Origin of the sequence: Neptunomonas sp. XY-337, from assembly GCF_004959845.1 — a bacterium.
In the GTDB taxonomy this organism is placed as follows: domain Bacteria; phylum Pseudomonadota; class Gammaproteobacteria; order Pseudomonadales; family Balneatricaceae; genus Neptunomonas; species Neptunomonas marina.
On sequence record NZ_SPLL01000001.1, the window covers coordinates 154193 to 177542 of the forward strand.

Annotated in this window: 19 protein-coding genes; 11 read left to right on the forward strand and 8 right to left on the reverse strand. The window is 47.6% G+C overall.

Features of this window, described 5'->3' with window-relative positions; genetic code table 11:
* Window positions 1-11: 11 nt before the first annotated feature.
* From E4L36_RS00850 to E4L36_RS00865, 4 genes are read left to right on the forward strand one after another with little or no spacing between them, the layout of a single operon-like run.
* Window positions 12-1241 (forward strand): type II secretion system F family protein, encoded by a 1230-nt coding sequence (locus tag E4L36_RS00850; protein WP_136678590.1) that lies wholly within the window; start codon window positions 12-14, stop codon window positions 1239-1241.
* Window positions 1242-1257: 16 nt separating this feature from the next.
* Window positions 1258-2592, forward strand: a complete 1335-nt coding sequence (locus tag E4L36_RS00855) for an ATPase, T2SS/T4P/T4SS family (protein ID WP_136678591.1) — start codon at window positions 1258-1260, stop codon at window positions 2590-2592.
* A 1-nt stretch (window position 2593) separates the two neighbouring features.
* Complete coding sequence (locus E4L36_RS00860; protein ID WP_136678592.1) at window positions 2594-3274, forward strand: type II secretion system protein; 681 nt, start codon at window positions 2594-2596, stop codon at window positions 3272-3274.
* Complete coding sequence (locus tag E4L36_RS00865) at window positions 3274-4275, forward strand: prepilin-type N-terminal cleavage/methylation domain-containing protein (protein ID WP_136678593.1); 1002 nt, start codon at window positions 3274-3276, stop codon at window positions 4273-4275. Before E4L36_RS00860 ends, E4L36_RS00865 begins: the two co-directional genes overlap by 1 nt.
* A 69-nt stretch (window positions 4276-4344) precedes the next feature.
* Here E4L36_RS00865 and E4L36_RS00870 read toward each other — a convergent pair whose 3' ends face one another.
* Together E4L36_RS00870 and E4L36_RS00875 are read right to left on the reverse strand one after the other, a co-directional pair.
* The gene (locus E4L36_RS00870; protein WP_136678594.1) at window positions 4345-5211 is read right to left on the reverse strand and encodes a delta-class carbonic anhydrase; all 867 of its coding nucleotides are present in this window, start codon (window positions 5209-5211) and stop codon (window positions 4345-4347) included.
* Window positions 5212-5370: 159 nt separating this feature from the next.
* Complete coding sequence (locus tag E4L36_RS00875; RefSeq protein ID WP_206064472.1) at window positions 5371-5811, reverse strand: hypothetical protein; 441 nt, start codon at window positions 5809-5811, stop codon at window positions 5371-5373.
* 202 nt (window positions 5812-6013) lie between these two features.
* Here E4L36_RS00875 and E4L36_RS00880 point away from each other — a divergent pair, with 202 nt between their 5' ends.
* The 5 genes from E4L36_RS00880 to E4L36_RS00900 all read left to right on the forward strand — a co-directional run bounded on the left by E4L36_RS00880 (window position 6014) and on the right by E4L36_RS00900 (window position 11148).
* Complete coding sequence (locus tag E4L36_RS00880) at window positions 6014-7393, forward strand: DEAD/DEAH box helicase (protein ID WP_136678596.1); 1380 nt, start codon at window positions 6014-6016, stop codon at window positions 7391-7393.
* Between the two features lie 602 nt (window positions 7394-7995).
* Entirely contained in the window at window positions 7996-8274 is a 279-nt protein-coding gene (locus E4L36_RS00885; RefSeq protein ID WP_136678597.1) for a hypothetical protein, read from the forward strand.
* A gap of 10 nt (window positions 8275-8284) precedes the next feature.
* Window positions 8285-8926 (forward strand): hypothetical protein, encoded by a 642-nt coding sequence (locus tag E4L36_RS00890; protein WP_136678598.1) that lies wholly within the window; start codon window positions 8285-8287, stop codon window positions 8924-8926.
* A 74-nt stretch (window positions 8927-9000) separates the two neighbouring features.
* Window positions 9001-9654, forward strand: coding sequence for a hypothetical protein (locus tag E4L36_RS00895; protein ID WP_136678599.1), 654 nt, complete (start codon window positions 9001-9003; stop codon window positions 9652-9654).
* Window positions 9655-9786: 132 nt separating this feature from the next.
* Window positions 9787-11148, forward strand: coding sequence for a DUF6602 domain-containing protein (locus tag E4L36_RS00900; RefSeq protein ID WP_136678600.1), 1362 nt, complete (start codon window positions 9787-9789; stop codon window positions 11146-11148).
* A gap of 93 nt (window positions 11149-11241) precedes the next feature.
* On the opposite strand, the gene E4L36_RS00905 is transcribed toward E4L36_RS00900, so the two are convergent.
* Together E4L36_RS00905 and E4L36_RS00910 are read right to left on the reverse strand one after the other, a co-directional pair.
* Window positions 11242-11739 (reverse strand): GNAT family N-acetyltransferase, encoded by a 498-nt coding sequence (locus E4L36_RS00905; RefSeq protein WP_136678601.1) that lies wholly within the window; start codon window positions 11737-11739, stop codon window positions 11242-11244.
* Window positions 11736-12008, reverse strand: a complete 273-nt coding sequence (locus E4L36_RS00910) for a DUF1778 domain-containing protein (protein WP_136678602.1) — start codon at window positions 12006-12008, stop codon at window positions 11736-11738. The genes E4L36_RS00905 and E4L36_RS00910 overlap by 4 nt, the downstream gene beginning before the upstream one ends.
* 935 nt (window positions 12009-12943) lie before the next feature.
* On the opposite strand from E4L36_RS00910, the gene E4L36_RS00915 reads away from it, so the two are divergent.
* Window positions 12944-13894, forward strand: a complete 951-nt coding sequence (locus E4L36_RS00915; RefSeq protein ID WP_136678603.1) for a hypothetical protein — start codon at window positions 12944-12946, stop codon at window positions 13892-13894.
* 387 nt (window positions 13895-14281) lie between these two features.
* A complete protein-coding gene (locus E4L36_RS00920) occupies window positions 14282-14482 on the forward strand; it encodes a hypothetical protein (protein WP_136678604.1) in 201 nt (66 codons plus the stop codon).
* Here the strand turns inward: E4L36_RS00920 and E4L36_RS00925 are convergent.
* From E4L36_RS00925 to E4L36_RS00940, 4 genes are read right to left on the reverse strand one after another with little or no spacing between them, the layout of a single operon-like run.
* Window positions 14463-21278 (reverse strand): LPD38 domain-containing protein, encoded by a 6816-nt coding sequence (locus E4L36_RS00925; protein WP_136678605.1) that lies wholly within the window; start codon window positions 21276-21278, stop codon window positions 14463-14465. The two genes, E4L36_RS00920 and E4L36_RS00925, sit on opposite strands and share 20 nt — an antisense overlap.
* 31 nt (window positions 21279-21309) lie before the next feature.
* A complete protein-coding gene (locus E4L36_RS00930; protein ID WP_136678606.1) occupies window positions 21310-21906 on the reverse strand; it encodes a hypothetical protein in 597 nt (198 codons plus the stop codon).
* Window positions 21903-22439: a hypothetical protein gene (locus E4L36_RS00935; protein ID WP_136678607.1), complete on the reverse strand. Its 537-nt coding sequence runs from the start codon at window positions 22437-22439 to the stop codon at window positions 21903-21905. The genes E4L36_RS00930 and E4L36_RS00935 overlap by 4 nt, the downstream gene beginning before the upstream one ends.
* A complete protein-coding gene (locus E4L36_RS00940; RefSeq protein ID WP_136678608.1) occupies window positions 22439-23350 on the reverse strand; it encodes a hypothetical protein in 912 nt (303 codons plus the stop codon). The genes E4L36_RS00935 and E4L36_RS00940 overlap by 1 nt, the downstream gene beginning before the upstream one ends.

Below are 23350 nucleotides of genomic sequence, written 5' to 3' on the forward strand. Positions count from 1 at the left end.
GTTTTACCTTTATGGCAACCTTTAAGTACAAAGCGCTCGACCAGCAAGGCCGCGAGATTAAAGGCTCGATTGAAGCCGAGAGCCAAAACGAAGCCAGCGCAAAATTGCGTGGGCAATCGGTTTATGTGCTCAGCCTAAAACGCGCGGGCTTTGGGATCAATCCGTTTCGTTGGCTGCTGACCCTGCTCTCGTTGTTAAAGCCAGGCCGTTATACCAGCCCCAAAGCTGGCGATAAAGTGATCTTTTTTCGCCAGCTTGCTCTTATGCTCCGATCGGGCAATACCCTCACCCAAGGGTTGGAGATCAGCTCCGAAATGACCGAGAAACGTACCTTACAACGCGCGATTATCGATATGTTAGTGCGCATTCAATCTGGTAGTAGTTTTGCTGCTGCCGTTGAAGCACAGGGCCGCATGTTTCCACCCGTGGCCAACCGTTTAATCGCGTCTGCAGAGATGACCGGCGAGCTACAGCTCACATTGGAGCGCCTTGCCGACAACCTTGAGCGCAGTGCCGCTGTAAAACGTCAGCTTATGTCGAGCCTGGCCTACCCTATCGTGCTGGTTTTGGTGTCAGTGGGGGTGTTTTTAGGCCTAACACTTAACATCATCCCTAAGTTTGCCACCATGCTTGAGGGCAAATCTCAAGAGCTACCGGCCATTAGCCAAGCGATGCTTGATGTATCGGCATGGATGGTGGATTACGGCGCAATGACAGGTTCCATCTTCCTTGGCGTTATTTTCGTAGCGCTCGTGTTTTACACCACGCGCCCGGGTAAAGCCGTTATTGACCGGTTGCTGCTCAACGTACCGTTGATTGGATCGAGCATTCGCATTTCAGGCATGGCACAGATGGGTTGGACTATGTCGATGTTATTGGGCAGCGGCCTAACGGTTCTGGAATCCCTGCGCGTGATGAAAGCGATCACCGGCAATATGCGCTTAGCCGAATGCTACGAAAAAGCCGGTAGCGATATTCTTGCTGGCCGCAGCTTAGCCTTTGGCTTACAGCAGCGCCCTATTCCGGTGATGGTGCAACACATGACCGGTATTGGCGAGCGCAGTGGCGAGCTTGAGCATGTAATGACCGAGCTTGGCAAGTACTACCAACAACTCACCGCAACCCGCATTAAGGCGATGACAGCCGCTATCCAGCCCGTTATGACCATTGTGGTTGGCGGTATGGTGGCGTTTGTTTACATCGGATTCTTCCGCGCCATGTTTGCCGTATCAGCCGGATAAAGAGGCCAAAAAGCTTATGAAACTTGCAGTTAATGATATTAAGTTAGACGCCAACGACGTGACCTTTGCCGTCTCTGAAAATACCTTGGATACGGGCGATTCCGCCGTTGCCATTCACAACGATACGAGTGTCCCGGTTTATCTGAATAAAACGCTGCTCAACGCGATTGAAGCGGGCGCATCAGATATCCATTTCGAGCCCTATGAAGAGAGCTTTCGCGTACGCTTCCGTATTGATGGCGTGATGCAAGAGATCGCCGAGATGCCAAAAGGCTTCGGCCATTTGATATGTGCGCGCTTGAAGGTTATTGCGGGGCTTGATATTTCGGAGCAGCGCATCGCCCAAGGTGGGCGTTTCAAAATGCTGATTACTGGCACCCGTGGCATCGATTTTCGCTGCTCAGTACTACCCACCATGCACGGCGAGACCATCGTGCTACGTCTGCTTTACCTACCGGAAGAGATTCTCGACCTCAACACACTTGGGCTAGAACCTGAGCAAATTGTGCCGCTAAAAAGCGCGATAAACCAACTACAGGGCATGATTCTGATCACCGGTCCAACTGGCAGTGGCAAAACGGTGACCCTGTATACGCTGATCAAGCATATCAACCAACAGCCTCGTAATATCTACACGGTCGAAGATCCAGTAGAGATCGATTTGAGCGGTGTTAACCAGATCAGTATTGGTGAGCGCATCACCTTTGCCGAAGCTTCCCGCACCATCATGCGCCAAGACCCTGATGTCATTATGTTGGGTGAGATGCGTGATCGCGAAACCATCGACACAGCCATTAAAGCAGCACACACGGGCCATTTGGTGCTCTCCACGCTACATGCGAATACCGCACCTAAAGCGATCCCTCGCCTGCTGAACATGGGGGTGCCCAATTACGATATCGCCTCAACGGTGACGTTGGTCGTTAGCCAGCGGTTGCTGCGCCGTCTTGATCCCAACACCCGTGAACAGATTGCTGTACCAAAACGCCGTTTATTAGCGCTGGGCTTCCGTGAGGACGAAATCGACGACAACCTCGTGCTCTACCGCGCCCGCCCTGCCGGTAATCAGACCGGATACAGTGGCCGTATCGGCGTTTTCCAAGTGATGCCGGTTAATGAAACCCTCTCGCGCATGATCGCTGGCGGCGCTAGCGATGCCAGTATCGACGACTACCTAGTACAGCAAGGGACTGCGGATATGCGCCGCAGCGCGCTGAACAAGGTCAAAGCCGGTATCACTGATATCGACGAAGTAGAACGGGTGCTGGGCTTTGTTGAAAACTATCACGCTAGCCCTGGCCATGCCGAACCACACCATGAAGCTCAGCCTGTATTAGCGGAGGTGCTATAAGATGCGTAAACAACGGGGTTTCACCCTTATAGAGCTGCTTGTGGTTGTCTCTATTTTGGCGGCGATGGCTACCATTTCAGTCTCAGTGGTGGGCGGTTACGACCAAAAAGCCCGCGCGGAACTGGTTGAGGTAGAGATGAAAACGATCGCCAATGCGATCTACCGTTTCCACCGAGATACAGGATATTTCCCGAAGACGGGGTTGTTTGCGACGGCTGCATCTCCTCATGCTGCCAATATGGGCTATCTCTTTAGTTCACCATTGAATGCTTCTAACGACGAAATACTGCCTTGGAATACCGACGCAGGCCGGGGTTGGAATGGCCCCTATTTAACAACCGATTCAAAGCAGCGATGGCATATTCAGAGCGGTGGCGTAAGCGATTGTGATTTACCTGCTGTAGCGATTGTAGATAGCTTCCCTGCTATGGAAGACCCATTTCTAATTCAGCGCACTTACAGCGATTCGAATGAGTGTTTCGCGATTCATAGTGATGGAAACTGGATTCCAAAAGAGTACTCCGGACAGCCCTATCAATACTTCACCAATTTTACCAACGATAACTACCCAGATTGCCCAACGACGGGAAGCGGTTGTATTGCTCTACTGAGCTTTGGCCCTGATGGAAATTTTGATAATGGCGATAATGACGACGTCGTGCGTGTATTGAGGATGAACTAATGAAGCAACTCACTCAAAAACAATACGGCTTTACCCTGTTGGAGTTAATCGTAGTGGTCGGCCTTTTAGGGTTGATAACCTCGTTAGCGACCGATTATATGGTGAATGAAACCAATCAAACCCGATATAAAACAACCGAGAAGCGTATAGAAAAGATCAAATATGCTCTAGTTGGAGATAGCTCAAGAACTCTAAATGGTGAACCAGACCTCTCAGGGTTCGTTCATGATATGGGACGCCTACCCTTAAACCTCGACGAACTTGTTGATGAACCGGATGACTGCAACCCATCGGAAGCAGGCAATCAAACCTGTAAGCCATCGTTCCATGCCGGATTAGGACGCGTTATTGGTTGGCGCGGCCCTTATATCCAGCCCGACATTGCTCAGAGTGATGGCTGGGGGTTTACATGGCAAGGCGATATTTCAGCTGGAACGATCGAAAGCTATGGGCTAGACGGGATCGTGGATGATGTTCCCCCAGCAAACGCGGTAGTTTATGAAAACGATACTAGAGCCGTGATTCAACCGCACGACTACCTCGTTCAGCTATCAGAAGATGACTCTGCCGGTGTTGGCTTAAATGGTATTTCCATAACCTATACTCAAGACTATTTCGTTTGCTCTGATGTTCAGTACGAGACTGAGCAGGAGTGTTTAAGCAACTCAGAGTCATGGAATGTTCCAGCTGATTACTGTGCAGCGCTTGAGTTCGTAGAAAATGGAGCGGTCAAACAATACGTATCATCAACTAAAAGCTCAAAAGAGTCAGATGAGAAGCACGGAGTTGCATCCGAAGACTCTACCATCACGTTCCCCTTTTATATGGGTAATGAAGGGTCACGAGAACCGGTGCTATTTCCATTTGGGCGCGCTCAGTTAGTACTCTTTAACAAAGTAGCTGGTGAGAAGTGCGGGGATACAAGCGAGGACAGTAACCCTATGCTCAGTGCAAGGGTAACACTAGTGCCCGGAAGAGCTGTACCTCCTCTTAAAATCTGAGTTTTCAAACAATCAATACCATCGAACCAGCAGCCCTTTACCGGCTGCTGGTTTCTTGAGCCTACCCCTCTACTTCTCGATCTTAGAGATCAAATCAGGGTTCTTAACTAAGTTTCTTACGCCATGGGCGTGGTCTTCGTTAAAGACATTCCCTTTGCACCACTCGCCAACGGTTGCGATATTCACTTTCGCAACTTTAGGCCGCACGCTCCATGTTACTTGGAAAGGCGAACCCTTCTCGTTGTAACTCGGCCCTGTGGTTGAACCTGAATACTGAATCGGCTTGCCCGTATTGCTCGGAATATTCAACGCTTGCTGGAAGCCGTTCTTTTCACCGTGTTGCGTTAAAGCTTTAAAATCAAGGGCGTCAGCATCGTTAACTAAAACATACACTTGCGTTTCAACGCGCAATTGCGGGTTTTTGATTGCATCACTCAAGCACGCACCTAGTGTGGGGCCCGGTTTTATCTGTGCGGAAGAGTGCACATAGTGCACCTCAATCGTATCACCTGCATGAAGACCACCGTGCTTGCTAGGGCAAACCTCGCCCTCAAAGGGTGCGAGTTCCTGCGCCGTTAAAGCCCCAGAGTATTTGTAACCAGACTGATACCCGTGACCATCGCCATTACCGGCATAGCGGGTAAACTCCCCTCCCCTATGCTCTGCGTTTTTATGGAAATGGATATTACAAAGGTTCATCTGTGTGTAAACCGGCGCTCTACCAAAAGAGACCGTATTGGCGCCGGCAACAGCATCAATATCGCGCGGTGCTTGTGGGCCAAACCCTTTACCTTGTGTGTTTGCTGCAAGGTTAGCGCGTTGCTGTTCGATCACGGCATCTGAAACAATTTGCTCAGATGCGTGGTTATCTTTCGCATGAGCATTAAAAGAGACGGCTGTTGCAGCCGCTAGCGCGAAAAATAGTTTTGCTTCCATGTATTTACCCTTCCTAGGTATTGTTTAAATAAAATAGTAATGACTGAACTGAGGTGATGAAAATAAAATAGAAAGATCAATAAAAATCCATCCAGATTATTTTATCGCAGCAAGAAAATATAAAAACCAAAATAGAGCACGAATTATATAAAATATTGTTTATGGTTTAGATAATATATTTACAATCTTTTCTTCATTAAGGTGTTTCGAGTAACCGGCCACATAGTCAGTGACAGCTTTATCAGCCATCAGCTCTTGTGTCACGATACCCCCTAGCAAGCCAAAGGCGTCGATCAGTGCCGTAGGTTGTGCAGCAAGCGCAGCTTTCATAGCGTTTGGGCAGTCTTCAACAAATAGCCGAGTGGTGAGTTCACCTATGTATTTATCGCTGCGTTCGATATCTTGAGCGCTAATATGGGTATACGGCTGCATCTCTGGGTGAGCTGCCAATGCAAAGAAAACCCATCTTGCCAGCGCTCTGCGTTCGGGGCCATTTAAATGGTCGGCCATGCAGTGTGCAAGCTCTTGTGTAGTTGTGTTTGCCTGTACTGTGGGTGAAACCAACAGGAGTGACAGAAAAAGTACTTTTATACATTGCATAAGACATCCCTAATCATGCGCAAAGCGATAGATAGCCTAACCAGAGGCTTTGATAGCGCGGTTAGACGCAATTTAAAGTTCACGCGTGCGCATAAGCGTTACACTCATTCCTGTGTAAGTTGCCTCTGCCCGTATACCAACGCGCCCGCCTAGTATATGCTACACGCCCTTCCACTACTTCAATAGTTATCGAATCGTCTATATGCAACCAGAATCCTCCGCTGACTTCAGCAGCCTTGGGCTATCACCTGATATTGTCCGTGCCGTTTCCGAAAAAGGCTACCAAACTCCATCGCCTATTCAGGCGCAAGCGATCCCTCTTGTACTTGAGGGAACAGACCTGATGGCAGCCGCCCAAACCGGAACCGGTAAAACCGCAGGATTCACACTGCCGATTATCGAAAAACTCCTACATGGGCAAAAAGCGCATAGCAACCATGTGCGCGTACTGGTGCTGACACCCACGCGTGAGTTAGCCGCGCAGGTGGAAGCCAGCGTTAAGGATTACAGCAAGCATACCCGCGTCTCATCTGCTGTTGTTTTTGGTGGAGTAAAGATCAACCCACAGATGATGACGCTGCGCAAAGGCGTGGATATTTTAGTAGCAACGCCTGGCCGCTTATTAGATCTGTACAATCAAAATGCGATCAAATTTAGCCAGCTAGAGATGCTGGTATTGGATGAAGCAGACCGTATGCTGGATATGGGTTTTATCCATGATATCCGCAAGATTCTGGCGCTACTGCCAGCAAAACGCCAAAACCTGCTGTTTTCGGCAACCTTCTCTGACGAGATCAGAGATCTTGCCAAAGGTATTTTGCACAATCCTGCAGAGGTCTCTGTTACGCCACGTAATGCCGCCGCTAAAACAGTTGAGCAATGGGTTTATCCCGCGGATAAAAAGCAGAAAACCGCGCTCCTTACCCACCTCATCAAAGATAACAACTGGCACCAAGTGCTGGTATTTAGCCGCACTAAACACGGCGCTAACCGCCTCGTGCGTATGCTAGATGGCAAAGACATCTCGGCAGCTGCCATCCACGGTAACAAAAGCCAAGGTGCCCGCACCAAAGCGCTGGCGGACTTTAAAGCCGGCAAGATTCAAGCGCTGGTCGCAACCGACATCGCCGCGCGTGGTATCGATATCGACCAACTACCCTACGTAGTTAATTTTGATCTACCGAATGTTGCTGAGGACTACGTCCATCGTATTGGCCGTACAGGCCGCGCTGGCGCAACCGGCCAAGCAGTATCTTTGGTATGCGCGGATGAGTTTAAACAGCTTACCGCCATCGAAACCCTGATCGGCCGTATTCTAGACCGCAAAGAAGAACCGGGCTTTACACCCGTTAATGCGTTACCAGAATCCAAATACCTGAAAAAGTCAAAGAAACCCAAGAAGCCGAAAAAGCCCAAAGCAAAAGCAGAACACCAAGATGGCCAACGCTCGGGCGAGAACGCACGCGGCCATAAGCCTGCTAGCGCCAAACCAAGGCGCAAACCGGCCAACAGAGCAGCCAACGGCAATACACCACCGAGCGGTAACCCACCAAGACGCCGCCGAGCACGCCCTAGCAACTAATTTGAATAGCTTAAACTAAGTGATTTGTCCCAAATTGCTTGGTTTGGCACAGCACTGAGCTGTAAAACCAGAGCAACTGCTGCAACAGGAATATGGGTTAGAAAAAGAAAAGCGCTCGAAAGAGCGCTTTGATACGGGATGTTTGAGCAATGAAACTGATATAAAGCTAGACCAAGCCCGCCATACTTTCAAACATAAGTTTAAAATTTTGTGACTCCCCTCCTCTTAAGTGCCACACCTACAACACCGCCGTAAACCTTGAACTGATCTATATAAGCCGCTACTGTTCTACTCGAAAACGCGGCCACTGTTAGGTTGCTTGAAGGTAAGGAAACCGAACCACATGAGCGTACACACGTCTCATAAAGCTGTATGGATAAACAGTCTACTTTTCTTGCCTAATTTCGAGCAAAAAACGCTAACGCTCGCCACTCTATTTTTCATTAAGCTGCTGGGGTTAGTTTAAATCCTTTAGAAACAACGGCTTAAAAATCCAGCCGAAAAGTCAGAAAAATGGAACGAATGCATTTAAATAATTATTATGATGCCCTGTGGCGTCATAATCGGACTGTTAGCTTTAATAGAAACAAATGGAGAGTAAAATGAAATTGATTCACTCATTAGTGTTGCTTTTCTTTATTGGCTTACCTTATCCAGTGCTATCTGGTGAGACAGACATGCCTGCCCCAGATAATCCAATGCCGCTCCCACCAATGCCACCACCAGATAAGCCTGATGCAAAGCCATGGAGTTTGATGCCTCTAACTAATAATAAACCTCTATTTATAAATAAGGGTGATTTGACGGTTAATGAAATGCATAAGCTGAGAAAATTTAGCGAGCAAGAACTTCATCGTAAAATTCAATTTCAGGAAAAATGAGCTCATTAAAATGTCAATTAAAGTCCTAGGAATTGAGGTAGAACGTAAAACAGATATACTTGCTTTGGCAGCTTTTATTATTTCTATAGGCAGTATTGTTGCGCAAACAATAAACCTAATTAAAGGCCCTGAGGTGGTGCTAGAAAATCCAAAGCAAATATTGCTTAAGTCTGAAGCTTATCCCGATGGTGTTGAATATTTAAGGATTTCTGCAAATTTGGTTTATTTAAATAAAGGAAGTCCTGGATATGATGATATTACTAAACATGAAGAGGCTATTATAAAGGTTGGTGATAAAACCTTTATGTTAGTAGCCCAAGAATATGTTGATTCAACGTATGAAAAAGGGATCTTCAAAGTCAAAAAGCTATCAGACGCTGATCCAGTACAAGTTAAATCTGGTAGCGTAATATCCCACGAAACATATTTCGCGCCATGGCCAAGCGGAGCAAAAGATGAATCAAAAAACTATATTTCATTTTCTTCTTTCCTTGAGTTGCTAAAAAAACACGATCATATGTTTGTTAACATCAAGTCTGGAACTTATGAAGGAGCAAAATTAGAAACTGAGTGTAAGCTTAAGGTGTCTCAGTTTTTGCGTCATTTGGAATCAAAAAAGTGGTCAGCACCAGTATGCATAAAACAAAGCTAACAAAACCATCCAGCGGACGCGCCAAAGACGCGCTCCGCTGATGGTGGGCGTTAGCAGTCTAGCAAGGTGAAGTTATGAGTGAAAATTTAGTGTCCGGTCTGATCTCAGGCCTTGTTGTTACACTTTTTGTGGTGGTTTTTCGTGCTATTTGGCATTCAATCATTGTTCCTTGGTTTGAGGAGCGTGTTTATAAGGATGTTAGGATCGAGGGTAAGTGGTTTGGCCTGTATCCAACCTCGGTTGATTTGAGGCAGGACGTCATCGTTCTCAAGCGGCATGGTCATGCAATTACCGGAACGCTAACTTGTGTGAAAGGTAGTGATGAGGGAGATGAATACTCGTTGAGTGGCAGTTTCAGGAATCTAGTTCTTCCATTGATATACGAAAGTACAGATCGAGAAAAGACAGATAGAGGAACCATTACACTTAGAGCTATTAATAATGGTGAAAGATTATCTGGAAGAATTGCTTTTTATCATACTATAAAAGACTCCATTGACTCTGGAAATATTCTTTGGTTTAGAAAACGAGAGGAACTAGAGGCTGTGGCTGGCCGTATTAAACAGAAGAAAGAAGAGTTAGAAAAGCTAGAAGAAGAACGGTCACGTATCGAGAAAGAAGAAAGAAAAATCGAAACTGAAGAAGATATCTATGAAGGAGAGGCAGTAGACGTTCAAGATTCTGCTAACAAGTCAATGCAGCAGACCGCTGAAGCGGCAGCTGATTGAGGCGTTATATGAGCTAGGTGCTATGACTTTATGCAAAAGATAAATTACAGAAGTCTGCGAAGAAAACTATTCTGTGTTCAGACTATAAGAGTTGTTTCTCGTGCAAAGCGGATGAGACTCAAGAAAACTAAAATGAAAAATATGGTATCTGTGTCAAAACCGAAAAGTAATGTATCTAGTCTAGCTGAAATCTTACAAGATTTTATTGAGGTTGAAGACAAGAAATATAACGATTTTCAGTATAATCATAACCCCACGCTAGGTGCGATGTATGAGGCTCTAACTGAAAATGTAGTGGGTAGAATGTTACCCCCTAATCTAGGTTTGAGCATTGTGAGTGGATTTATTTATGACGATAAAGGCTATCGCTCTGGTGAAATTGATCGAATGCTTGTTATGGGAGGGGGGAAGCAATTAGGTCTTACTGACAAGTATGAATATCACATTAAAGATATTTTAGTGGTCTTCGAAGTTAAGAAGACTTTGGATAAAGCAGCATTTATTGATGCTTATCAGCATCTAGCTGGTATATCGAAAGCATATTCCCATCATTTTGAAGCATTACTAGAAAATGGCTATGAGCCTAATATAGAGTACGCGGCTAAGTCGTTTGCGCAAATAACAGGATTAGAAGAACCTAATCGTTATGCCGACATACATAAAATGAAAAAAGAAGATGCTCTTATATTTTATACGTTAGTCCAAGATACGTACGCTCCTGTAAAGATAATACACGGATATGGTGGATATAAGACAGAATCTGGTTTAAGAAATGTGTTTCTTGATTTCTTGGAAGAGAGGCAGCGTGGTCATGGGTTTGGAACCCCTAGCATGCCAAACCTCATTTCGAGTGAAAACTACTCGATTGTCAAAGCAACAGGGATGCCTTTCAAAAGTCCAAGGTTTGAAAATGGTTATTGGCCAATAATAGTCTCAAGCAGAGATAATATAGTTCATCTTATAATCGAACTAATATGGACCAAGATATCAATTTTCTGTGATGTTTCCATGCCATGGGGGGATGATATGGACGCAGAGGTCATGGTTGCCCTTTTGTCAGGGCGGTATGTTTTTGACCCCACTAGTGGTGAAGAAGGTTGGTTATATTCAGCAACAGAAATTAAGGAATCAGAGCTTAAGAGCATAGAACGTCAAGTTGACTGGGAACCCGTTATTGCTCCTATGGTAGTTAAGGAGGTCGCTCAAACAATTGGGCTATATGGAGGGGTGCAAACTGATTCGGATACATTCAATTTTTATATGGATAAATGGAACTTTACAGGAAAAGATCTTATTGATCAGTTGCTTGGAACTAATTTATTTTCAATCGGCTCATCAGGCTGGATTACATTTATTGGAAACTCATTACACCTTGTTGAAGTAGATGGCGATAAATGCGCTGTTTCTGACAACGCTCAACGCTTGAGAAAATGGTGTGAAGTCAATTCAGTTACACCAACCTTAATTAACTTTATCAATGTAGATAAGCTGTAATGAAACATAACAAACACAAGCACTCGGAGCAATTTTTCGCTACGCTCAAAATTCTCCGGTGTTGTGGCGTTATAGCTAAAGACTAGCGGATAACTAGCTTAAGCTTGCTCTTATATCGGCGATGGTGATGAAGAGTTTGTTTTCGACATCTTGAAACGCTTGAAACCCATAGCGCTCATAGAAGTGTTTTGCGCCATCTTTGGCATCAACGATAACAACAGGAAACGCGACGCTGTCACTGGCTGCCAGCAGCTTTCGTAGCGCATCAATAAGCAGCCACTCGCCAAAGCCCTTCCCTTTGTATCTCTCATCGACAGCTAAACGAGCAATGAGACCACCTGACGTTGACGATTGGTGTTTCTTTTGTAATTTGTCCGGCAATGCTGTCAAGTCAATTGGTGTCATCGTCAGTGTGTAGAAGCCGATAATATAAGCACTGTTATTATCATCTTCCAAAACAAAAGTTCTGGTGTTGTCTTTCTTGGCTTGCTGACTCGCCATTACTTTTAAGTAATTGTTTAGAGCTTCGATGCCACAATTGAAACGGTTCCTATCGTGCTTATCTTTATCGATAAGTACCGTATTCATCATTGGGCTTTACTCTCATAACGCTCTGACGCCGATTTGAGTTTCGCATTGACTACCGCTGGATTATCAAGAGCTTCCATCAGCAATACGGCATCAGCTTGATTGAGCTTTAGAGCTTGCTCACGTTCAATGATTTGTTGTGCTTTTTCGATAGCTGCATTCAAAACAAATGAGTTAATACTAGACATTCCGGCGAGAGCCGCAGCCTTAGTGAGTAAGTCTTGAGTATCGACATCAACTCTAGCGGTGATGCGGGGCAAAGGCGTTGCCATAGTTATATCTCCTGTTGTGTCAAACTGTCACATGGGCATTATGGTGTTAAAGTACGCAAGACGCAAACCTGTGCCACTTTGGCACAAAAAACCAAGAAGAACTTACCAGCGCATGGCGTTTCCAACCCCACTGAACCGCAGTGGTTACGGTTGTTGTGTTTGCGTTTAGTGGTAGTGCGTTGCCAGCCCGCTGCGCCACCATCTGTAGACCTTTCTGTAGGGATATTGGCACTTCTCGACGCTAAGAGAAGGTTTCAGGTAACTACTTATTAAATTCGTCACTTAAAACTAATGCACCGTACAGACCATATACCGATTTGAAAATCAAAAATAATCAATATATTTCAATCAGTTAGGTCTTATTTTTTACTGAAAAAACCCATTAATTCTGAACTTTCTACCCTATATAAAACAACAAGTTAACTCTGAGTTTTGGGGAAAAACCCAAGATGAATTCTGGATTGTGTTGGGAGAAAGAATATGCGGGCACTGATGATAGGCAAGCAGGCGGGACTCCCTGCCCTACTTTGCTCAGACCTGTTGATGATTAAGCCTTGATCCGGTTCATATGAGCGAGTACTGTTTTAGGAAGGTAGTAGCGAGCGTGCGCGTAGAGTTAGCGATGCTTGGCAGCAGGAAGCTGGATCATGAGAAGGATACCTCTCAAGACTGTATGGGTAGACAGCATATTTTTCCTGCCACTTTTAAATAAGTATTTTTGTAAGTCTCGTTAGGTTGGATAATACATTAATAGCAGTGTATCAATCACCTAAAGGCATTTGATCGCAGCATTTAATATCTTCTTTTTTTGACCTAGAAGAAGTTAAAGAATCTCAAAATGGGTGGTGGCGATGTAATGGGAACAAGATTCGACAAAATACAGTTGACGAAAAATAAACGATGAACTTTGGCATTACAAATATCAGGAGCGCAGCATGCTTGCATCTACTAAAAAGGGACTGGCCATAATCACCGGTATAGTTGGTTTCGTTTCAGCGGTAGTTGGACTTTGGCCGATATTTTTTCCGGCCGTACCTGATCAGGAAGTGCTTTTATTACCTAAAGATACGCGTAACATCGTATTCAATAGTAGCAATGTCGGATCGATTGAAGGATTTGTAAAAGCGAATGACATCGTTATTGACGGCGTTTCTATAATAGCAGAACCAAACTCTTTGCTCGTGGCAAATAGCGTGTCGTTAATCAATGGTGCAGAGATTGTAGGGGAGGATATTTCCGTTATTAGTACGACGATATCCGGTGGCAAAATTTCAGCAGAAGAAGCGAACACAAAGAACGGTGGTTCAATACTTATCATTAGTGCTCTTATCGATGATGTGTTAATCCGAGCAAATGGGATCACAGGCAACGATGGGTTAAATGGCTCGAATGGAGTCAATGGCAGCGACGGTGAAAATGGTCGCAATGGTGTTTGTAGCTGCTGTGGTGGTTGGCGTTCTCCTCATTCCGGTTCTCCAGGCACAGATGGTACGGCAGGAACAAATGGTGAATCTGGTGAAGACGGAGGAAATGGAGGTTCTATTACAGTTCTAACATCTTACAACCTACTGACACAGCCTATGGCAAATGGTGCTTCTGGAGGGCGGGCTGGCGTCGGTGGCAAAGGTGGCAAAGGCGGCAAAGGCGGTCGTGGCGGCAGCGGCTGCGCAGGGCTCGGAGGTATAAGTGATAAAAAGTCAGATGGGCCGGATGGAGTAGACGGTGCTGACGGCATTGACGGCAAACCCGGTAAGACTGGCGAGCAAGGCGTTGTATCTGTAAAGCTGATAAGATTCGATGAGGTAGCAGATATCATTGAAGACAATATCAATGATCAAGAAAAAATTCTTTTAGGCATTCGTGAAATTCAGCCTAGAAAAAATTAATAAGAAGTCCGTAAACTCGCGCTTATTACGCGAGAGTTAGTGCTAGTTATACGACTTGTTGCACAACAACCCTCTACAGCCAGTGAGGGTGGGTCTTCTGTTTAACCGAGAGTGGAGCGAAATTCACCACACAAACAACTTCAGCATTTAGCCCCCTCATCTCACCTTGCGTCCTTACGATACGTTCTCTCAAACAATAAAAAAGCGCTCCGAGGAGCGCCTTTCACGGGATGTTTTCGTGCTGAGACTCAGCTCAATTTAGTGCACCAATAGTCAATAATCAAACCTCAATATACGCTTTGCTCATTACTGAACTAACCGTTCGCTATGCGTACAACTTAGAGCCGAGTATCCTAGTGTGAACACTTAAAAACTGAGCCATGAAACATGACGGAAAATAAGGATATTCTAGGTGATATCGTTACCAATGGTTTTCTTGCATCTATCGTCTGTGCAGGGCTGTATGGGTTAACCGGGGAACGGTTCTTTGCCGGCTTATCAATACTCGGCATACTTCCATTTATGGCCGCAGTATTGATAGCGATTTTTTGCCCTATCGTGGTTTGGATTATAGAGCGCTTTGAGTAGCGCGCCGGTATGCCAGGTTAAACTGATCTACCACCTTCTTCATGTCTCGCTCGATTGCTTTAAGGCGACGATCTCGCTCAGCAGCAGACAGGTTCATTGCGTAGATTAGATCACGTCTCTTTCTGAGCACCTTTAGCTGCTTCTCAACTTGCTTCACTTTCGGACGCAGAGATATCAACCCTCTATTTTCCCGATAAAACGCCCCTCTTTCGCGTCCATTAAGTGCTTTAAATTCAGCATACGTTTGCCCTATTTCGTTACGTCGATCATAGAACGCTGATTGATCGGCATACGGCAATACCTGCCCGTTCACTCGACGCAGAAAGAGCGTTTTGTGCAATGGGAGGTCCACGCCATTGGCAACCCGATAGACATTATCAGGAAGCTTATCAGCCACGAAAGCACCCGCACCGCCCGTAACGAAATTTACAAAATACCGCATGACATCAGGGTTGATATCGAGTGCACCGGAGCGCCAGCGAGAACCACCGGAGACCTCGTTTAAGAACTCAGCTATAGCTTTGTAGCCCTCGGGTGTGGAACGTCGTGAAAGGTGGCTATCAGGCTTTGGTGTACCAAAAGGAAAGTTTTCGTTATAGATGGATGAGCCCATGAAGTTCTCATTTGCGACCACATCTACCAGTGGCTTGGCGATAGTGGGCGCAACGTTCTTCATGATACCAACGCTCAAGGAGTTACTATCCTGAAAACCGATTGGCGAAAAGCTACCTAGCGTCGCCAACATCAAATCTGCAGCAGCACGTGGCACACTGGTTTCACCAATAGCCGCTGCTTCAACCGATGTCCCAAACACATGGAAAATGTTGTAACCGTAAGGCAAAGGAATTTTCCAATAGGAGCCGTCTTGCTCGCCACCCAAGAGAGACTTCATGATTACTAGGTTGCGCTCTTTAACGTACTGCGGCACTTTGTCGTACCAGTTTTCGCCATCCTCATCATCACCCGCTCCCGCCCGGTTAGCCATTGCAATGGCAAATGACCCTGCCATGAGGCCAGCACTGATCTTCTGGGCAGTATGCAATCGCTGCCAAACAGGATCGCCTTTCTCCCCTCGCAAACTACCCATCGTCCGCGCAAAGTTCATGCTGCCCTGTATCGATGCGTTCGCAAACATATACAGCGCATTCAGCGTAGTACCTGCCTCGCCGCGTCGGTTAAAGTTCACTGTCATGTTCTTCGCCAAAGACGCCGCTTTCGCTTTGCTGACGCCAGCACGACGAGCATTGACATAAGCACTCAGGCGCACAGCGTTCTCTACCGATTGGTTGAGATCTTCAACCAGCTTTAAGGTAGCACCACCCCACTTTATAAAGCCTCCCTTCACGCCGCCCTTTGCGATATCAACTAGGTGCTGGATATCAGCCGCCTGACCATCGATATCCTTCATATCGAAGTAGCCAGTTTTAGCACCTGCCTCGCGAAACTCATCAAAGTATGCGGCCCACTCGTTTTTAGACACTTTACCACGCAGCGATCGATAGATCGCACGCATCGCAACAGGAACATCCTTCACAGTCTGCTTTACGATCTTCTCACCTTGGATCTTACCGTCGGCTCGAGACTGCTCTGCGGATAGATTAAGTACCGCCGTTTGAATATCACGTGCGAAGTTGCCTACAACAAATTCGGGGTTAAATGATGTATTTACCGACGATAGGAACCGGTTAACTTTTGCCAGCCCTTGTATGAAGAAGTTACTCGAATCAGGACCAATGTTCTTCATTGCCTTCATCAAGCGGGGATCTTCGAGCTTAATGTAATATGTAGTGCCGTCACGTTTAGTGCTGAAGTAACGATCAGACAGCATCGCCATGGGAATGGGCCGCTCAACGACCTCCTCGTATTTGTTGCCCGTTTCAGGATCTGTTCTTTGAACAATGCGTCGATCCATCTCTGGGGAGTCATCGGTAAACACTTGCCAATAGTCAGTGTTCGGATTCTCTTCCACCAAAGCGAGGAAAGCATTACCGACTTCGTTCTTACGCTTACGAATCAACGTTTCGGTCAGGTCTTGTATTGCATATGAGGATGGACTGGCAGCTTGGGATTTACGCCCGAGCGCACGCTTTGACTCCTTCCCACCTATCGTAAAGCCCTTACCACTGCGAGGTAGTCCTTCTTGCTGCTCATCGACAGCAAAGCCTTTGAGCGGAACATAATGCTCGTATTTGCTTTCCCACGCATCGATCAGGCCGGTATCTTCCAAACCACTCTCTCGGATTTCGTAGCGGCGAGACTCCAGCAAATCATAAACAATGGTGGCCAGCTTTTCGTAGTCCGCTTGTTTACCATCTGCTTCAACGGTACGAAGAACGTCAGCCGCTTCTGCATTAGTCATCCCAGAACCGCCATCCGGGAGATCAGGGTTAATGCTGGCAATATGCGCGTTTCGCTCTGGCGCATGCTTGGCGTACAAATACTGGTCGAGCTGCTCTTGCGTAATACCCAGCTTCACCATCTGCTTTGCTAGAGGCTCGATGTAGGTATCTCGCATAAGCCGCAGATCGTTCTCTGCCTTACCGTGGAATAGCTCCTCCGCTAGATACGCATCAGATTGTTCAGAGATACTGCCACCTGAAGACTCGATATCAGCCTGAAGCTTTTTAAGCACATGAAACTTATCTGCGATCCAAGAAATAGCTTGGCGAGATATTGTTTCCTCAGGTGCACTGAAGCCGTCAGCTAACGGAGTTTGAGTGCGAGAGAATCGCGTATCCTGATTGTACTCTTCAACAGCGTTCGCTAGACTGTAAATGACCTCTGCAGAGCGGATTGAATCCAGGTTAATGCCATCGGCTTTAGCGACTGTCTCAACCCACCAAGCTGCAGAGGTTTCGTTTAGCTCCACAGACTCAAGAGAGTAAAGAGGATTATTTTGTCCTGAACGAGCGGTTTCCTTAACCGTGAGTTTTACAATGCTCGCTTTTCCATCAACCACAAATGGCGCAAAGTAACGATGAATTGCTTTGATGCTAGCCTCACCTTTACTGTCAGCCTTTGACCAGCCCAAAACAGCCTTTTCGAACAAGTGGTCCGCGTTAGCAACCGCCATTGAATGACCGGCTGGGCTCTCTGATTTTGTAACGGCTTTACGGCTCAACATTTTGTCGAGCGTGTTGCGAGATACCACGGCCTCCATTTGGGTTTCTTCGTTAACTAGAATACTCCCCTGAAAGTCTTTCGCAGCTAACCGTGCCTCAGAGAAGTTGTGTGCCGAACGCTTTGCTTGGTAGTCGTCGAGTGACTCCCCGTGCAAGTCTCCTGCGGTGCTTGGCTTACTGTCTTCAGCAGCATTTGATGGAGTACTTGGAACTTCAGTGTCATTGGAAGCTGGCTCCCCATACATTGCATCTTCAAATGCTCTGACAAAGCGAGGGTCATGAGTCAGTGTGGTAACTCGTGCCTCACCTTTAACAACCGCTTTTCGAGCAGCAGCGACGACTCGCAGAATCTCCACGTCGGTCATGGTATCGAGCGACTCGGCAAACCGAGTGCCAGACATCACCTTGCGAAGGCCGCGGCGAATGATATGCGCGATCCGCTGAATCAAGTCTGGGGCGACTTTACCGGTCCCAGCGATATGCGCGACGAGCTCATCAGCCATCATTTGGCGACGCTCTGCTATGCTCATACCGCTGCTGTTATCCCAATAGCCTGAAAGGTCGAAACCATACTTCTGGCCTAACTGTTGAATACCAGAATAGCCGCCCACTTGTTCGAAAAGCTGATCCATATGGAATTCAAGTGCGCTACCATAGAGCTGCCGTAATCCGTAGTGACCAAGCGCTTCGTGCAGTACAATACGTTCCACGTCGGCTTCAGTCCGAATCTTGTCAGCTACGAGGTAAAACCGGCCATTATGGAATACGCCATCTATTTGGTTACGTGCGTTTTGCTCATCTATGGTGGCTTGAAGATCCGCAGGAAGCTCGCGATCCGTCGCAACGGTTATCATTTCGGGAGCATTCGCCCAGTCAGCGGTAATACGAACGGCAATCGCATCTACTTGATCACGCGAGATCGGCGTGTTTGTATTACGCGAAGCACTTGACCGTGAAAAACTCGCAGCACCAACAGGCCGATACATACTCTCGCTTATTTCGTAATCACGATTTCGGCCCTTATTCTCCACGAACCCCAACCGCTTATACCATGCTGTTAACTTCGCTTTATTACCGCCGAAATCAGATGATGGTGTGAGAACGAGAGTTTTCTGCTGCTTATCTGCGTGGCTGATAATCTGCTCCATAACTGCAGATCCAATACCTTTGGAACGTAGCTCTGGAGGCACTTCTATCTTAGAGACTTCGAGTTGAGTATCGCTCTCCGTTACGTTGAGCTTTACCTCAGGATGGAAAGACTTAATAGAGTCGATGAGAGATTGAGTCTCGGGCGTTCGACTAAACCGACTCTCGATAGTATCTCTATTGAATTTGCGTACTGTGTCGTCGCCAGCGCGTGCACCTGTATCACGCGCAGAGTAAATAACAGCATTAGGGGCTTTGCCATTGTGCATGGCCAAGCGGCGCACAGCCTCAGATAGAAAGGACTTGGTCGCAGTATTGCCGATATTGAGCTTGAGGTATTTCAGTCCCTGAGGACTGGTTTTGCCAGTGTCGCTTAAGTATTCCGTACCGGCCAGAGCTTGAGCCGCCGCGCCACCTTCAACAGGTCCAAGAACGCCAACTTCATATTCGTTGTTGCCAGTATTTTTGAGAGATACCGTTAAAATGGACGCGCTTTCAGTAGCGCCTTTCTGCATCAGCTCAGGAGGTATTACTCTAAGAGTAAACACCTCTTGGCCTGCTTTGTTTCGTGTTACTTGTCCGTCGGTGACGATTCCTCGGAACCCTGCGACTCCGTTTCCAAAGAACAGAGTCTCTCTACCTCCGCCAGGAGTTCCGGCGAGAACTCGTGGTCTGCCCCGGTCAAATCCATGTCCAGCGGTGATTCTTTCTTCCACCCAAGCTTTTTGAGCCTCTCGACTGTTTCCGGGTCCGCGTCGAAGTGCGCCATTATTGAATTCCTCCCAAAACGTTTTCTTCGCTTCAGAAGTATATTCAGGATCAATGCTGCTGTCTTGTTGGCTGGGTGCCAAGCCATTTTCAGGCACTTCAAGAGAAGCATCAGGCAATAACGCTGCGCTTTCTGGAGTAGCACCCACATCAACACTGACCTCTAGCGGCTGATCATAGGTTTCACCTACCTTGGCACCCTCTGTTTTTACAGAGCTATCAAGCTCACCACCGACAACCTCACCAGTACTCACATAAGGCGCAGGAAACTGGTTAGCTACCGCTTGAACTTGCTCGTTGGTCTCTGTCGCACTTCGAAACAGATCATCTGCCCGACGATACATAGATTCTGCAAGCCGCTCGTTACCGCCGGCCTTTGCCCTCGCAGCGCGCTGGTAAACACGCTTGGCAGTCGACAAGGTAGCCACCTCATCAGCAAAGCCCATTCGCTCCGCCGCGACGATCAAACCATCAATACCAGACATATCACGATGTGACGCCGTTGGCCGCTCTTCAAACACAGGGGCTTCTTGAATCAGCGTTGCACTGTCTTGGGCGCCAGAATCAATTTGTTCTCGTGCCTTCTGAATTTCAGCGGATGTCGCAACGGCATTTGGTAGTTCTTGGCTGGCCGTATCTGCTCTAGCAGACGCCTGATCAAGAGCATCGCCCCCAGCTGCCGCAGCCTCTTCGCCAGCGCTTTTGATATTGGAAGACGCATTATCAAGTACAGTACGGGTGGCAACTGCAACATCGATGGGCGTCGTTACAAGCTCACCCACGGCCTCTGCCGCAATCGCTCGACCATCTGTGATCTGGCCGTCAGTAACCAGCTGTGCACTGGCCTCCCCTGCAGCTCCACCCCCAATCTGAACGGCACCCTGAGTGGCCATATTAGTTAACTGCTTCGTTACACCTTTTCCGAAGCCAAGACTTTTGGAAGCCAAGCCCATTGTTAACGCATCTGCTGTGCCGATTGCAGCTGCTCTTTTTCGAGCTTTACTTACCGCACTGGTCAGCAGCTCAGGCCGCGCGCTAAGTGCCTCTCGGAAACGCGCTGCGTTCGTTAAGTCGATTCCGCTTTCGCGAAGCTCTTCGGCCACAGTGGCCGCAAACTCAACTCGTGCAGAACCAAGTCCACTGCCTAACGCGAAACCTACAGGCCCTGCTGCACTCATAAGCGCTCCAGTGCCCAGAGCCTCCAAAGACCCATACGCAGAGCTTGCTCCAATCTCCGTTACAATCGTGAACGGGTCAGCCAAGAAGTCGTCAACTATCGATGATTCATCCTCGCCACTTCCCTTCAGGAACCTTTGAGTGGTCGGAGACAGTACCGCTTTGCTCGCTTCCTTTTGGTGATACTCTGCATCATCAAGCGTGGTTTGAAGATCCTTATCCAACTCTTGGAATTGGCCGGTTGCAGCGAGCGACCTGCGCTTTAATTCATCGCCCGTCATACCCATGAAAAGACTTGTGCTAGGCTTCTGAGTCGACAAAGACGCAAAGCTTGGCTCATTGATATCGGAGGCCTTTTCCGCAGCGGTGTTGAGCTTGGTATTTCCCATCACAGAGTGATAGCTAGCCACTGCGTTGCTCAACAACCCAGTTGGTTTTGGCGTCGTCGCGAAGGTAACAAGCTCCTCATGACTTAGGCCGGCTAATGAAGGGTTAATATCAGGAAGAATGGAGATAATTTCCGCGTCAGAGTACTTCTCGACACCGGGGTTTTGTTTCTTAAAATCGTCTAGGTAACTGCTCATACGTGTCTCACGACAGGTTATTGTGGGCTGTTTACTTTGCTCCGAATTTACTTTGAAGCGCCTGCAGAGCGTTTTGCTTTAAACCAGCTTTTTGAAAGTACTCGTTCTCATAGAACTCGCGAGCTTTATCTCGATCTCCACCAAACTGACCGAAGTCGCTCTTATCCGTTGAAAGCCAACCAGCCTGCTGATTGATCTTTTCTTCTGCATACTGATGCGCGGCCGCCATATGATCGGGCGAAATAGCCCCACCCTCAGCGGCAGACGGATTAATAAATTCCCCCGTCGCAGTATCCAACACGCTCTGGCTTCCATCGTCTTGCGTAACTGGCTTATAGCGCCCAACCTTAAGTCCCGTTGTTTGCGCTGCTTTCACTGACGCCAGAATACCTCGCTGTTTACGATCCTTTTCGCCCTCACTCTCTCTGAAGGCCAGCTCCTTCGTCAGCCTCTCATTAGCACCGCGCTCGCGCTGCTGAGCTACAGCCATGCTGTTGTTGTGGCGAAGCATTTCCAGCGCACGCGCTTTCTTCTCTGCCATCTCTTCTTTACGGCGGGAGACTTGCCCCTCCGCCACACCAGCGACGCCGCCCACTAAAGCCGTTGCTAGAAGTCCACCGATACTCACATTACACCTCCGTTCGATGGCGCTTGCTGAGGCTGCTGGCCGCTAGTTTTCATCTGCTTCAGTTTCTGCATCAGTCGCTGGAAGTCCTGCCGCTCTTGTTGGGAAAATATCTCCGTCGATGTCTCCTGAGCTAACCGCACAATGGACTTATAGAATGCTTCTTCTGCAATCTTTGGCCCTTGCTCCTTTGGGATAGCACCGCTCTCTAGGTACATATCTGCGACCGCTTGAGACAGCTCCATACCTGCGCTGAATAGGATGCTCGCCTGAACCTGTACTTTTTGCGTTTTGGCGGTAATAAACATACGCTGGATTAGACGCGCAACGAGCATCCCGATGTTTTCGTGAGGCTGCCCTTGTATTTGCATACTCTGCTGCACCATTTGAACACCTGACTCTGAGTACAAATAATCAAGCATCATAGAGACCAAACCTTCGTAGACCTGGCGTGGATCCATTTCTCCTTGCTTTGGCGCAGCTTGAGGAGGTTGTTGTGTACTTTTCTGTTGAGCGCTTTGTAACAGTCCGTTCATTAAACAGTCCTCAAGGCTTGTTCGGCTTCATCAAAGCCATTAGTGAAGTTAGCTAGTCGCGTGTCAGGCGCTGCACTTTGCATTTGATAAGGATCTCGGCGAGTGTCGCTTGGCGGCTTAGATATCGCGGAACTAAGTAAACCGCTATCAGCGTTATCATTTGTGGAAATATCTTTATTGGTAACCTCGATATCGCCGTTGAAAGCGCCTTTTATCGCCCCTTTAGTGGCGCGACTTGCGAGCAAGCCGACACCTTGACCAATCACATTGTTTCCAGTGATCGAGGCGACACCTCTGCCCGCTAGACCGCCAACTAAGCCGCCAACCTTCCCCAGAGCAATGTTGGCTAGAGCATCTTTGCCGATGTCTTTTGCTAGTTGGGTGTTAGAGCGGCTTATTCCGAAGGCTTCGCGCGCCTCACGCTCTTTCATATTGTTTAGAGCAGAGTTCGCTAGTGCCCCAAATGGTCCAAGCTGATCAAGCCCAACTTGAAAGGCCTTGCCGAACATGTTCGCATTAGTTTTCCCGTATGCATCAACACCAGCACCCAAAATATCGCTTGCCTCAATCTGGGCCGATGACAACCCTTGAGCTGCGGTCGTTGCCTGCTCAAGATTGCCACTTGCTAACGCTGAGTAGGCGTCCATTTCACGGTTCATGTCGTAAGCGCTCATGGTATCCATCGAAGAGCGGCGCCCTACTTCAACCCCTCGTCTAGCTGATTCCCTTTGACTGGTTGGGCTAGGTGCCGGTGCCGGAGCACCAAGCGCAGCGGTCGCGGCATCTATACCCGCACTGTCACTCGCATCATTGCTGACACCATCGTTCTGCGTACCAAAACCCGTACCTTGTCCCGGTCCAAGGCCTGCATCGGCATCTCCCGGGCCAAATCCAAAACCATCACCATCCAT

Coding starts and splice junctions, on each gene's coding strand:
- E4L36_RS00850 (WP_136678590.1), top strand. CDS start 12: ATGGCAACCTTTAAGTACAAAGCGCTCGACCAGCAAGGCCGCGAGATT.
- E4L36_RS00855 (WP_136678591.1), top strand. CDS start 1,258: ATGAAACTTGCAGTTAATGATATTAAGTTAGACGCCAACGACGTGACC.
- E4L36_RS00860 (WP_136678592.1), top strand. CDS start 2,594: ATGCGTAAACAACGGGGTTTCACCCTTATAGAGCTGCTTGTGGTTGTC.
- E4L36_RS00865 (WP_136678593.1), top strand. CDS start 3,274: ATGAAGCAACTCACTCAAAAACAATACGGCTTTACCCTGTTGGAGTTA.
- E4L36_RS00870 (WP_136678594.1), bottom strand. CDS start 5,211: ATGGAAGCAAAACTATTTTTCGCGCTAGCGGCTGCAACAGCCGTCTCT.
- E4L36_RS00875 (WP_206064472.1), bottom strand. CDS start 5,811: ATGCAATGTATAAAAGTACTTTTTCTGTCACTCCTGTTGGTTTCACCC.
- E4L36_RS00880 (WP_136678596.1), top strand. CDS start 6,014: ATGCAACCAGAATCCTCCGCTGACTTCAGCAGCCTTGGGCTATCACCT.
- E4L36_RS00885 (WP_136678597.1), top strand. CDS start 7,996: ATGAAATTGATTCACTCATTAGTGTTGCTTTTCTTTATTGGCTTACCT.
- E4L36_RS00890 (WP_136678598.1), top strand. CDS start 8,285: ATGTCAATTAAAGTCCTAGGAATTGAGGTAGAACGTAAAACAGATATA.
- E4L36_RS00895 (WP_136678599.1), top strand. CDS start 9,001: ATGAGTGAAAATTTAGTGTCCGGTCTGATCTCAGGCCTTGTTGTTACA.
- E4L36_RS00900 (WP_136678600.1), top strand. CDS start 9,787: ATGAAAAATATGGTATCTGTGTCAAAACCGAAAAGTAATGTATCTAGT.
- E4L36_RS00905 (WP_136678601.1), bottom strand. CDS start 11,739: ATGATGAATACGGTACTTATCGATAAAGATAAGCACGATAGGAACCGT.
- E4L36_RS00910 (WP_136678602.1), bottom strand. CDS start 12,008: ATGGCAACGCCTTTGCCCCGCATCACCGCTAGAGTTGATGTCGATACT.
- E4L36_RS00915 (WP_136678603.1), top strand. CDS start 12,944: ATGCTTGCATCTACTAAAAAGGGACTGGCCATAATCACCGGTATAGTT.
- E4L36_RS00920 (WP_136678604.1), top strand. CDS start 14,282: ATGACGGAAAATAAGGATATTCTAGGTGATATCGTTACCAATGGTTTT.
- E4L36_RS00925 (WP_136678605.1), bottom strand. CDS start 21,278: ATGAGCAGTTACCTAGACGATTTTAAGAAACAAAACCCCGGTGTCGAG.
- E4L36_RS00935 (WP_136678607.1), bottom strand. CDS start 22,439: ATGAACGGACTGTTACAAAGCGCTCAACAGAAAAGTACACAACAACCT.
- E4L36_RS00940 (WP_136678608.1), bottom strand. CDS start 23,350: ATGGATGGTGATGGTTTTGGATTTGGCCCGGGAGATGCCGATGCAGGC.